General features: G+C 36.8%; 10 protein-coding genes. 5 read left to right on the top strand and 5 right to left on the bottom strand.

The annotated features are described in order from the left end of the window. Positions 1 to 187 precede the first annotated feature (187 nt). From JR347_RS04205 to JR347_RS04195, 3 genes are all read left to right on the top strand, one after another. Entirely contained in the window at positions 188 to 1255 is a 1068-nt protein-coding gene (locus JR347_RS04205) for a sensor histidine kinase (protein ID WP_205722804.1), read from the top strand. Then, positions 1252 to 1965 (top strand): LytR/AlgR family response regulator transcription factor, encoded by a 714-nt coding sequence (locus tag JR347_RS04200; protein ID WP_205722803.1) that lies wholly within the window; start codon positions 1252 to 1254, stop codon positions 1963 to 1965. Before JR347_RS04205 ends, JR347_RS04200 begins: the two co-directional genes overlap by 4 nt. 134 nt (positions 1966 to 2099) lie before the next feature. Continuing rightward, complete coding sequence (locus JR347_RS04195; protein WP_205722802.1) at positions 2100 to 2351, top strand: hypothetical protein; 252 nt, start codon at positions 2100 to 2102, stop codon at positions 2349 to 2351. Here the strand turns inward: JR347_RS04195 and mfd are convergent. The 3 genes from mfd to JR347_RS04180 all read right to left on the bottom strand — a co-directional run bounded on the left by mfd (position 2334) and on the right by JR347_RS04180 (position 6955). Further along, the gene (mfd, locus tag JR347_RS04190; protein ID WP_205723839.1) at positions 2334 to 5702 is read right to left on the bottom strand and encodes a transcription-repair coupling factor; all 3369 of its coding nucleotides are present in this window, start codon (positions 5700 to 5702) and stop codon (positions 2334 to 2336) included. The genes JR347_RS04195 and mfd overlap by 18 nt on opposite strands. Positions 5703 to 5759: 57 nt before the next feature. Beyond that, on the bottom strand, positions 5760 to 6308 hold the full coding sequence (locus JR347_RS04185; RefSeq protein WP_205722801.1) for a DinB family protein: 549 nt from the start codon (positions 6306 to 6308) through the stop codon (positions 5760 to 5762). 65 nt (positions 6309 to 6373) lie between these two features. Then, positions 6374 to 6955, bottom strand: coding sequence for a Crp/Fnr family transcriptional regulator (locus tag JR347_RS04180; protein WP_205722800.1), 582 nt, complete (start codon positions 6953 to 6955; stop codon positions 6374 to 6376). A gap of 35 nt (positions 6956 to 6990) precedes the next feature. Here JR347_RS04180 and JR347_RS04175 point away from each other — a divergent pair, with 35 nt between their 5' ends. Further along, positions 6991 to 7188, top strand: coding sequence for a hypothetical protein (locus tag JR347_RS04175; protein ID WP_205722799.1), 198 nt, complete (start codon positions 6991 to 6993; stop codon positions 7186 to 7188). Here the strand turns inward: JR347_RS04175 and JR347_RS04170 are convergent. Both JR347_RS04170 and JR347_RS04165 read right to left on the bottom strand, forming a co-directional pair. Beyond that, positions 7169 to 8362 (bottom strand): class I SAM-dependent methyltransferase, encoded by a 1194-nt coding sequence (locus JR347_RS04170; RefSeq protein WP_205722798.1) that lies wholly within the window; start codon positions 8360 to 8362, stop codon positions 7169 to 7171. The genes JR347_RS04175 and JR347_RS04170 overlap by 20 nt on opposite strands. After that, positions 8359 to 9351, bottom strand: a complete 993-nt coding sequence (locus JR347_RS04165; RefSeq protein ID WP_205722797.1) for an aspartate-semialdehyde dehydrogenase — start codon at positions 9349 to 9351, stop codon at positions 8359 to 8361. The genes JR347_RS04170 and JR347_RS04165 overlap by 4 nt, the downstream gene beginning before the upstream one ends. Before the next feature lie 81 nt (positions 9352 to 9432). Here JR347_RS04165 and JR347_RS04160 point away from each other — a divergent pair, with 81 nt between their 5' ends. Further along, positions 9433 to 12843 carry a lamin tail domain-containing protein gene (locus JR347_RS04160; RefSeq protein WP_205722796.1) on the top strand — a complete coding sequence of 1137 codons (3411 nt, stop codon included), beginning with the start codon at positions 9433 to 9435 and terminating at the stop codon, positions 12841 to 12843. Positions 12844 to 13198: the final 355 nt, after the last annotated feature.

Here is a 13198-nt window from a genome sequence, read left to right as displayed (position 1 = left end):
GCTTAAAAAATTGCTAAATGCTCGTCTCAAACTTAGCTGAGATTATTGATATAACAGCGTTACTTTCATTTTATTATATTCTTGTAATGCTAATTTCGTTTGTCACACTGATTATTAACCACTTAACCGACCAACAATCCACAGGATTATAATTAAATTGAAAGCAATCGGATAAATCAGAAATTTGATGCAGGAATTAGAATTTAGAATGACACAACAGCCCATTAATACGAAGAAAATGTATTGGATTTTCCAGCTCATTGGCTGGAGTCTATTCTTTGTATTCTATGCTGGAGTTGCAGCCTATTTTAATGATTACCAGTGGCAAATAATTGTTGGATACCTCAACACAGTAATTGTTGGCTTTATACTTACCCACATATATCGAAGCTATATTAAAAAATATGAATGGGAGAAAGTAGGAATATTTAAGCTCTCAGGCCGAGTAATTCTTGCATCCATTTTACTTGGCATCATCTGGTCAGCCATTGTTTTACCTATTAACAACACTTTTTTTTATGTAGAAAGTGATCAGGAGTTTACGTTCGCAATTGCGGTAATCATTGTACTTAACCTTTCCATTGTTGCAGCTGGCTGGTCGATACTTTACTTTCTTTTCAAATTCTTTATTAACCTTAAAAGTAGTGAGATTGAGAAATGGCGATTGGAAGCCGCTGTGAAAGATGCTGAGTTAATAGCTCTTAAATCACAAATAAACCCTCATTTTCTTTTTAACTGCTTAAATAATATCCGTTCACTAGTGATTGAAAATCCTGAAAAATCCAGGGATATGATCGGGCATTTATCCGACTTACTTAGGTATTCGATACAGTTTAATAATCGTGAAAAAGTAAGTATTGAGCAGGAGTTAGACGTTGTTCAGAACTATCTGAATCTTGAATCTATTCAGTTTGAAGATCGGCTAAAATATTCTCTTGAAATAAAACCAGAAACTCTGGACTTGAAAGTGCCGCCTATGGCCATTCAGTTGTTAGTTGAAAATGCCATAAAACATGGTATATCCAATTTACCCGATGGAGGCGAAATAAATATTAAATCTTATTTATCCGATGATAATTTGATAGTAGAGGTTATTAATTCCGGTCAAATAAATAATGATAAAAAGGGCACTGGAATAGGATTGAAAAACGCTTCTGATAGACTTAGATTACTTTTTGGAAAAATCTCCAACTTGGAGATCAATAATTTGAATGAAAATCAGGTGAAAGCCAGCTTTAAAATACCATTGATATGAATGCATTAGTAGTAGATGACTCACGATTAGCTAGGAATGAATTGAAAAGATTATTAAAGGATTTCGATTTTGTAAATATTATTGGTGAGGCCGCCAATGCCAATGAAGCAAAAGAATTCATTGAGGAAAAAAAGCCGGATTTAGTATTTCTGGATATTCAAATGCCTGGCAAAAGTGGTTTTGAGCTATTGGAAGAATTGGAGGAGGTTCCTGAAATTATTTTTACTACAGCTTATGATGAATATGCTATTAAAGCTTTTGAATATAACGCACTTGACTATCTGCAAAAGCCTATTCAAAAAGACCGATTAGCTGGGGCTTTGAACAAAATCCAAGAGAAGATAGATAAGCAGAATGTAGATGAGGAGGATCGAATGACTGAGAATCATCAGGTTTTTGTTAAAGATGGTGAAAGATGCTGGTTTGTTCAGCTTTCCAATGTTAGAATTTTTGAAGTGGATGGAAACTATACCAAAATCTATTTTGATGAGCATAAACCAATGATTCCAAGAACACTGAATTACCTTGAATCTCGCTTGGATACCAAAACATTTTTCCGTGCAAACAGACAGCAAATCATCAATTTAAAATGGGTGGAGCGTATTGAGCCATGGTTCAGCGGAAGTATAAAAATTTACTTAAAAGGTGGCCATGAAGTTGACGTTTCCAGAAGACAAACCCAGCGCTTTAAAGAGCTTATGAGTTTTTAACAAGTCCCAATTTGGGAGAATAACGCCTTGCAAAATTCCCATTTTGGAAAAACCAAAGTATAAAATGCTCATTTAGAGCCTTTTTATCCACTGGCACAAAATTTTCACTAGTAGTCGTAACAAATGTTACGGCTATGATCTCATTAACAGACTTTCAAGTATTACCGTTCGATAAGAAGTGTGACTTCATCACGGTTTTCGCTGACTACATCTTATACAGAGAAGAAGCGGGCACAAAACATTACTTGTATTTAATGAAGGATTACTTCGTAGAAGTAAATTACTCACCTGCTGAAGGCAAAGTATTAGGGATTCATGCATTTAAAAATATCCGTCTTGCAGACGCATATTTAGACCACATTGATATTTCAGACCTTTACTACTGATTTATCAAGGATTGCCTGTAATGTAGATTTGGCTTCATCAATTGATTCCACTTCCTCAACTGTTAGAATCAATTTACCTTTATACTCTTTCAACCTGCATTTCTTCGGATGTGACTGTACGTAGGTTAGGATTGCTCCGAAAACATCAGAATTAAAGTATTCCTTGTTATCAGAAGACATAAAATAGCCTTTCAATTTACCATTTTTGATAGTAAGCTTTTCAAAACCAAGATCTTCAGCTTGCCACCTCAATCTTACAGTTTCAATTAAATCATGAACTGTATCTGGTAACTTACCAAACCTATCGATGAGTGAGCTGGTAAATTCAAGTAATTCTTCCTCTTTTTTAAGGTTGTCAAGAGTATTGTATAGACTTAACCTCTCTGAAATGTTACCAACATATTCTTCAGGTATAATGAGTTCAAGATCGGTTTCTATATTACAATCTTGTACCAAATGCTTATGTGAATCAGTAAGTTCTTTAGCAAATAGATCTTTAAATTCAGTTTCCTTCAGTTCCTGAACAGCTTCATCCAGAATTTTATGGTACATATCAAACCCTAAATCTGTAATAAAACCACTTTGCTCTGAACCGAGTAAATTACCGGCTCCTCGAATATCCAAATCGCGCATGGCCACTTTAAAGCCATCGCCCAAATCTGAAAATTCTTCTAGTGTGCCTAATCTTTTACGTGAATCTGATGAGAGACCAATGGTTGGTGGCGTTAACAAATAACAAAATGCCTTTTTGTTGCTTCTACCTACGCGGCCGCGCATTTGGTGCAAATCAGAAAGGCCAAACATATGCGCTTGATTAATGATGATCGTATTAGCATTAGGGATATCTAATCCGGATTCGATAATGTTAGTTGATATAAGCACATCGTATTCACCTTCGATGAACTTCATCATGGTTTTCTCCAATCTTTGCCCATCCATTTGCCCATGAGCAATACCTATTCTAGCGTCAGGCACTAACTGCAGAATTATATTACCAACACTTTCAATGTCGCCCACTCTATTGTGAACAAAAAACACCTGGCCGCCTCTGCGTAATTCAAAGCTAATTGCATCTCTTACTACCACCTCATTGAATGTATGGATTTCTGTAGTTACAGGCTGTCGGTTTGGAGGTGGCGTAGAAATTACGCTTAAGTCTCTGGCGCCCATTAAAGAGAAATGAAGTGTTCTTGGTATAGGTGTAGCCGTTAGTGTGAGAGCATCTACATTTACACGCATCTCCTTCAACTTCTCTTTTACCTTTACACCAAACTTCTGCTCCTCATCAATAATCATAAGTCCCAGATCCTTAAACTTCACATCCTTACCCACAATCCGATGCGTACCTATTAGAATACTTGTTTCACCTGATGCTACCCTTTTAAGTGTTTCTTTAATGGCTTGAGGCGATCTAAATCTATTGATGTATTCCACTTTCACAGGTAAATCGCCCAATCTTTCAGTAAAAGTGCGATAGTGCTGCATAGCCAATATGGTAGTAGGCACCAATACTGCCACTTGTTTGTTATCTGTGGCAGCCTTAAATGCAGCCCTTATTGCCACTTCAGTTTTACCGAATCCCACATCTCCGCAAACAAGACGATCCATTGGATGTGGTTGCTCCATGTCTTCCTTCACATCGGCAGTAGCTTTAGCCTGATCAGGAGTGTCTTCATAGATAAAAGAAGACTCCAATTCGGCCTGAAGAAAACTATCTTTGGAATAGGCAAAGCCAGGTGCTTGCTTTCGTTTTGCATAAAGGTTAATTAAATCTTTGGCGATATCCTTAACCTGCTTTTTGGCTTTTGTCTTTTTGTTTTCCCATTCCGATGAACCCAATTTACTTATGGATGGTGGTGTACCTTCTTTACCAGAGTATTTAGAAATTTTATGAAGTGAATGAATACTTACATAAAGCAAATCATCATCACGATAGATCAAACGAACTGATTCCTGAACTTTCCCATCATGTTCCTGTCGCTCCATACCGGCAAACTTTCCAATTCCATAGTCTATGTGCGTTACAAAATCTCCGGGTTGTAAAGTCTTTAGTTCTTTTAATGTAAGCGCCTTTGATTTAGAATGCTTGTCTTTGGTTTTATATCTATGAAAACGCTCAAAAATCTGGTGGTCGGTATAACAGGCGATTTTAACGATCTTATCAATAAAACCGCCTCTCAAGCTAATATTAAAGCCTTGAAATTGCGTTTGATGATCAATTTCTTCAAAAATATCTGCTAGTCTTTCGAGCTGCCTATGAGAATCTGAAGCTATTAATGTAGTAAACCCCTGCGTCTGATTTTCACTTACATTTTTAACCAGTAACTCAAAATTCTTGTTAAACGAAGGCTGAGGTTCTGATTCAAATTCTACAACATCGGCATTCTTAAAATAGTATCGATTACCGAATTCTATTTGAGTGATATCCTTTAGCTGACTTTTGAACGTCTTTGAGCTTTCAAACAGATCTTCTGGATTTAGCACTACTTGTGTTTTACCACTTTCTTCTAAAATATCTCCGAAGCTTTGTGACGCCTTGTCAAAATAGGCATCTATAATATCAAGCGTGTGCTGATAATCTTTATACCATATTTTGGTGTTATTTGGAAGGAAATCTATAAACCCCTGGCGCTCTTCATGTATTAATTTGGTCTGCACATTAGGAATCAAATTGATCTCTTTGACGCTATCTACTGAAAGCTGACTGTTTGGATCGAAGGTTCTGATACTTTCAATTTCATTACCGAAAAGTTCAATACGGTAAGGTAAATCATGCGCATAAGAAAAGATATCTAAAATACCTCCTCTTACTGCAAATTGGCCTGCTTCGTAAACAAAATCTGTCTTTTCAAAATCGTATGTTGTAAGCAGTTCGCTAAAGAACTCAATGTCAATTTGTTCGCCTACTTTGGCACTAAATGTATTTTTTGTAAGTGATTTTTTGTTGATCACTTTTTCTGTAAGTGCCTCTGGATAGGTAATAATTATTTCGCCAGACGATGCCTTATGGTTTACCCGATTAAGAATTTCTGCCCGCATTAGCACATTGGCATTCTCAGTTTCTTCAAACTCATAGGGCCTTTTGTAGGATGTTGGAAAAAACAAAACCTCTTTGGAGCCCAATAAATTTTGAAGGTCATAATGAAAGTAGGCTGCCTCCTCTTTATCATGAAGTATTACTAAATGATTTTGATGATTGGTTTGATAAGCACAAGCCACCAAAATGGCATCTAAACTTCCTGTGATTTTCTTTAATTGGATGTACTGCTCCTGGTTCGCTTTGGTTTTTTCAGCGAATGTTTGAACGATGCCATCAGCTTTATACAGCTTTAGTAAGTCTTTGGCTTCCAACAGTTCTTTTAATTTGGGCTGCAAATGTAGCCAAATACCTGCAAGAAGGAAGGCTTTCTACATTCTATTCATGGCCTTTCTAGCTTGTAAGATGTGTCGTTCGTTATGTGCTAAAAGAAAATTAAACGCTTCAGCCAAATTAAACTTCACCAGCGGACCGAGAGCAGAAGTTACCTTTACTTTGTGCCACTTATTCTGGCGGTTCTTCAAGAGAAAATTCTCAGACCAGTCCAGAGTTTTTAGAAAATTCTCCAAAATAATAGTTGCGTCATTCTTTTCAGGCACGAAAATCTTGGTGGTGGGCATCTTATAAGATATTTTTTCACCTTTAGGTCTCATGCCCTCTGCAAAGAAATTACCCTTCAAGCCAATTTTTACAATTTCCTCCTCGCCACTCTCTAAGTTCAATTCTTTCATTTGCTCTGTATAGAGGCTCATAGCTTTATTCATGTGATCAACACATTCTAGCGCACTCCACTCTTTTTCAGATGCTTTCTTCGTTATTTCCTCGATAGGTGATTGACTTAATTCTTTTACAAATGCTTTTTGATCAGCTATTTTTTTTAATGTAGAATCGATGAATTCCTGTTTATTAAATTGTGCCATATTCTAAATTTTTGACAAAAATAAGCGGTGCCCACAGATTGTAAATTGATCTATATCAAGTTCGTCTATTTCACTTTTTTTCTGAGTCTGCTGAGTGTTTCGGGCGTCATGCCCAGATAGGAAGCCAGATGTTTAAGTGGTACTATCTGAAAAATATGTGGGCTTTGATTCATCAACCGAGTGTATTTTTCTTCTGCACTGTAGGATCGAGATTCAACTTGCCTTTTGGCCATAAGAATAAGCATCTCCGCATTAAACTTTCTGCCCCATCGCTCAATACTTTTATATTTATCAAACTGCTGCATCAAATCATCATAAGAAATACGAAGGGTTACACTTTCAGAAATAGATTGTAAGTAAGCTTCAGATGGCTGCTGGGCCAAGAAAGAGTCATACACCCCTGAGAATTCATTATTATAGGAGAAGCCTACATTAATTTCTTCTCCATCTCTATCTCCAAAAAGCCTATGGCAGCCCTCAAAAACAAAATAAAAATACCCCTCTACCTGCCCTGCTTTTAATACAAATTCATCTTTGGCAAACTTCTTAACCCTCCATTTTGAAGAGAAATCATGCCATTCAGCCTCAGATAACTGAGTAAAGGTTTCTATTCGTTTTTTTAATGCTGTGTAAATAGTATCTTCCATTCAATTGAAGAAGTGTAACACCTAAGATAAAAAAGATGCAGTTATTTGCTGATATAAGTCTTGCCGCTTGTGGAGTTAGCCTATTATTCTTGCTGATTGGCCTTTTTAAACCCTGGTATATGCTCTGGTGGGAAGACAGGCAAAACAGAAAAAAAGTTATTAAAGTCTATGGATTTGCAGCACTTCTCTTTTTTGTGATTTATGAGGTGCTTACTAAGATTTATTCACTTTAGAACATATTGCTAATTTCATTTTGCCTGATATGTCTGTGAAAGCAAATAGATAAATTTCACCACCATCTTTTACACCTAACTTTTTCTTAATCTGCTCAGGAGAATCTTTAAAGTTTCTAGTTGCAACATTGGCTTTATTCCCTATTCCTAATTGGTGAAACTCCTTTTTATTATAGTTGATAAGATGATCAATTTGGAAAGTTCTGCCTGGAAAATTCTCTGCTAATTTATCACTTGTGTAGAGGTGCGTGTTGGCATGTAGCTTATCTAAATTGTAGTAAGTAGCAATTGATTTGAAACCACCGGCTTTCATAATGGAGGCGTTAGGCTCAAACAAATATTTTTTTGGAGGGGAGTAATTAACAGATAGTTCTGACTCTTTGTCGAGATTGAAATCGAACTTTTCTATTGCATGACCATTCAGATTAACCGTTACAACCTTTACTTCTGTATTTGAATGATCATCGATTAAATATAGAACCTCCTTACAATCGTTGTTAACAGACACAACATGAACTTCCTTGACGCCATGCAAAGACTTAATAGACAAATTAATATCCATTAAGGGTGCTGTTTTTACCAATATTTGATTTCCATGTTTTTTTAGTGCAGGTAATAACTCAACAATATTTGGAGTGCAATCTTCCAGCGTAAAAACCTTTCTGGCATTCGCATCTCTTCTTGCAGGGTCTAAATAAATAAGATCAAAACTCTCAGTGTTACCATCCAAGAAATCCTCAGCAGATGTATGAATCACTACAACATTAGCTACACCCAAAGCTTTCAAATTATGCTCAGTTTGTCTAGCGAGCTCTTGATTTTGCTCTAAGCAAATACCTTTTGCAAATCGCTGTGATAACGCCCAGGTATCAACACCCATTCCGGCTGTTAAATCAATATAGGAATTACCCTTGCCCAGTGTTGCTTTATAGTTGGCCGTTAGTTCAGAAGAACTTTGTTCTACTGAAACCTTTACCGGGTAGATAATCTGCGGTGTTTTGTACCAGGTTGGCAGCTTACTTTTTGCCTTTTTTCTGGCAGCTATTTGCTGGGCTATTAACTGAATCGATACTCCTTCAACTTCCTTATGATTCAGCGATAGTTCAAAAGGATCTGCATATTCATTTTCTAAAATGAACTGCTGAACCTTCGAGTTGATAATGCCTTCAATCAATAAACTAAATTATTTACCGCCATGTACTCTGCAATTTGAACTGCATTGGTAGCTGCTCCCTTTCTTAAGTTATCTGCAACAACCCACATGTTTAATGTGTTTGGTTGCGACTCATCTCTGCGCAAACGACCAACAAACACTTCGTCTTTACCCTGGGCATCTAATGGCATAGGGTACACATTATTTGCTACATCATCCTTAACAACAATACCAGCCGAGTTTGACAAAATTTCTCGAACCTCATTTAGATCATAGTCTTTTTCGAACTCTACATTAATTGCCTCAGAGTGACCCCCCATTACCGGTAAACGCACGGCAGTGGCAGTAACTTGAATGCTATCATCCTGAAGAATTTTCTTGGTTTCATTTACCATTTTCATCTCTTCTTTGGTGTAGCCATTGTCCATAAATACATCAATGTGAGGCAACGCATTCATATCTATCTTATGTGGATACACTTTTGTTGATTCATCACCACTTCTTTCGCTCATTAACTGATCTACAGCAGCCTTACCGGTGCCTGTAACTGATTGATACGTTGAGACAACTATTCGCTTTACTTTATATTTTTTGTGAAGTGGCGCCAGTGCTAACACCATTTGAATGGTTGAGCAATTTGGGTTGGCGATAATTCTGTCATCAATTCTTAGGACATCACCATTCACCTCAGGCACTACTAATTTATGTTTCGGACTCATTCTCCATGCGCTTGAATTGTCGATAACAATTGTACCTACTGCCTCAAACTTTGGTGCCCATTCGAGAGAAGTGCTGCCCCCAGCAGAAAATATGGCAATATCCGGTTGCAATGAAACCGCTTTATCTAATCCTATGACCTCATATTCCTTACCCTTAAACTCAAGTTTCTTTCCCACTGATCTTTCCGATGCTACCATAAAAAGTTCATCGTATTCAAACCCTCTTTCTTTAATTACTTTTAAAACTTCTTGTCCTACGAGTCCGGTTGCTCCAACAACTGCTAATTTCATAATCTGCTAATAATATCTACTTGTAAATAGGTATGCAAAAGTAGTACATTTGATGTTTAGAATCGATAATCACAAGCATCCGTGAAAAGACATTTACTTGCTTTTTTAATTTATTTCATTTCACTCAATGGTTTTTCACAGTTTACTGATGATTTCAGTGATGGAGATTTTACCGCTAATCCGGTATGGGTTTCTTCCAATGCGTCTGGAAATGGGGTGGACTTTCAGGTAAACTCAGGTGAACTCCAATCAGCAGGACCAGCAGCTACTGCCACATTGAGTATAACGACTCAAAATGTTCCTTCATTATCCGGAAATGAGGTTGTGTGGGAGTTCAAAGCCAGATACGGATTTGGGCCAAGTAGCGATAACAATATTGAAATTTTTTTAGTAAGTAATGATTCAGATTTAAGCCTTTCACCACAAGGTTATTTCATTCGATTAGGTAAAACTGGAAGCGATGATGGCATCGATTTTTTCAAGACTAGTTCAGCCACAGCATTGATCACAGATCCAAATCCTTCCGTTGCGACTTCTATTAATGTGAGGATCAGAGTTACCAGAGATGATCTTGGCAATTGGTTGATTGAGGCTGATCCATCAGGTGGAACTACATTCACTACAATTGGCTCTGTAAATGACACAGAATTTGTTTCGGGTGATTTTTTTGGTTTTAGAGTTGAACACTCGTCTACAAGAAATGATGAATTCTTTTTTGATGATGTGTCAGTTACAGCCACAAACACTGATATCACACCTCCTTCAATCACAACTATTGAAGTTATGGAGCCAAATCAATTAATAGTAACCTATAACGAAAGTGTTGAAACGATTACATCTGAAACAACTAGTAATTATTCCCTTGATAATGGTTATGGCAATCCATCTACAGCTTTAAAAACTTCTAATAATCAAGTTACACTGACATTTAGTACAGACTTTATCGAAGCAAATTATAATTTGACTATTAATAACGTTGAGGATTTAAACGGCAATGCCATCAACACAGAAATAGTAGATTTTATTTACGTTATCCCTGATATTGCTGAATTAAGAGATGTTATTATCAATGAAATTTTTGCTGATCCTGATCCTGTGGTTGGTCTTCCAGCCGCTGAATTCGTTGAAATATATAATAGATCCGATAAGACATTTGACTTGGCTAACTGGACATTTTCTGATGCGACTAGTTCTGCAATTTTACCAACCTATAATTTACTACCCGATGGTTATGTAATTCTTACGAGTAATGCCAATGCCGACTTATTTACCAGTTATGGAGATGTAATCAGCATGTCCAATTTGTCGACTTTAAATAACCCGGGCGATCAACTCACACTCAAAAACGAAAATGATGAGTTGATTGATTTTGTAGATTACTCGAGCAGTTGGTATCAGAATGAAGATAAATCCAGTGGCGGATATACGCTAGAACTCATTAATCCGAACAATGTATGCGGAGGCATTGAAAATTGGGCGGCTTCAAACAATGCAGAAGGCGGTACCCCAGGAAGTGAAAACTCAATTATCGACCTGAATAGCGGAAGTGAACTACCATTCATTGTTCAGGCACTCCCTATTTCATCAACTGAATTAAGTGTTATTTTCTCAGAACCATTAGATTCTACTTCGTTAGTAATTCCCAATTTTAACCTACCCGGCTTTTCGATTAATCAATTAACTCTATTGGATCCGAATCAAGTATCACTACAAATCAACCCTGCTTTACAAAACAGCACAACTTATACTTTAACTATCAATGGAGCGCTAGATTGTACTGGCAATGGTTTGAGCCCTAATTCTATAAACTTTCAGTATATAGAAAATCCTGACTTAAGTTTCAAGGATGTAATTATTACCGAAATTATGGCTAATCCAAATGCCGAGACGAGTTTACCTAATGCCGAATATCTGGAAATTTATAACAGAACAAATAACACACTTATTTTAAATAACTGGTCGATTTCCGATGCCTCTTCCACATCAATCTTTCCTTACTTTGTTCTTGATCCAAATAATTATGCGATTTTAACAAGCGCACAAAACGCACCTTTGTTTGATTCTGATATTGATATAATCTCATTAACCTCTTTACCCTCCTTAAATAATTCTGGCGATGTGCTCACATTAAAAAATGAAGTGGGTGTTCTGCTGGATTCAGTCAACTATACCTCGTCCTGGTATAGAAGTTCCATTAAAGATGATGGAGGATTCTCGTTGGAAATTATTGATTTAAACGATCCGTGCAGCGATAACCTTAATTGGATTGCTACTGAAGATGAAACGGGTGGTACACCTGGCAAGCAAAATTCAGTATTTAGTGAGATTTCAGATAATCAGGGCCCTGAGATAGTATCAGCTATTGGCTTAGCACCAGATACCATACTGGTCACTTTCAACGAACTGTTGGATGCCAATTCTATCGAAACAGCTTTGATAACGTTATCCAATAACCTTGAAGTTGAAAGAAGGATGAGCGAAGATTTGGTCAATATGTATGTAATCCTAAGCGAATCAACGCCACTACAAAGCGGAGTATCCTATTGGATAGAATTTAACAATCTCACAGATTGTCCTGGAAATCTCATTAGTGATGGATCAAACACCGCTCAATTTTCACTTATTGAAGAAGCTGAATTGACAGATTTACATATTAACGAAATTCTCTTTAACCCCAGAACCGGTGGGGTTGATTTTGTAGAGCTCTATAATTCAAGCAATAAATTTATTAACCTCGATGGTTGGAAATTAACCAACGGAGAAATTATTGAGAATGAAATTGAACTCGGTACAATTCGCGAATTAGGAAGCCAAACTAATTTCATTGGTCCTGCAAGTTATGTGGCTGTAACAGCCGACATCCTATTACTGGCCAATCAATATCCTAAATCCGATCCTGCTAACTACATTGAGATTAGCTCATTGCCTAGCTACCCGAATGAAGAAGGACTGGTTGTTCTGATGAATAAAGATTCTGTCATTGCTGAATTCTTTAACTATTACGAAGATTTACATAACCCTCTGTTTAACGAAACAGATGGAGTGTCATTAGAACGGGTAACAATAACTAATCCTGTCAACGAACAAGAAAATTGGTTTTCTGCCTCTTCAGCAGAAGACTTTGCTACTCCAGGATACATTAACTCAAGCAGTAGGTCAGAAATACCTGCCTCACAAGGTGAATTAACCATTTCACCAAAAGTGATAGTACCTGATGGCGATGGTATTGATGATTTCACGACCATTTCTTATTCGTTCGATCAGGGTGGATATGCAATTACCATTACAATTCTGGATGTAAACGGCAGAGAAATTAAATCCATTGCACAAAATGATTTTGTGAACACTGACGGTTTTTATATTTGGGATGGTTCCAACAATGCAGGTGAGCGTGTACGAGTTGGCTATTATATCATTTATGCAGAGGCATTTGGTAGTACTGGTCAAGTGCAAGAATTCAAAGAAAAAGTGGTGATTGGTGCTAAATTTTAGCAGTTAGCCAAGATTAATTAATACAGTAAAGAGATATTCTATTTTCTCTCTTAAATACCCGAACCTTTAACCCCTAAATACGGTATATAAAGTATGGACTGTCTGATTGATTCCGTAATAACACTATTAGCCAAACAAGGGCAAAACCCAAAAGCCATACGAAGATATATTCGTATGAAGTACCGAATTAATATGGATTTAAAATCTATTAAAGAGCGTTTAAATCGAATTAAGGCTAATATGAAAGTTGATCACACCCTTCAAGCGAACGCTTAAGCCAGCATACATTTTTCCCCTAAATGCATTAATTTCTCAATATTCTTTTTTGTTTTGCAATGCTTAAATTATTTTTAGG

This window comes from Fulvivirga lutea (assembly GCF_017068455.1).
Classification (GTDB): Bacteria; Bacteroidota; Bacteroidia; order Cytophagales; family Cyclobacteriaceae; genus Fulvivirga; species Fulvivirga lutea.
This window is presented reverse-complemented; position numbering and strand designations above follow the sequence as displayed.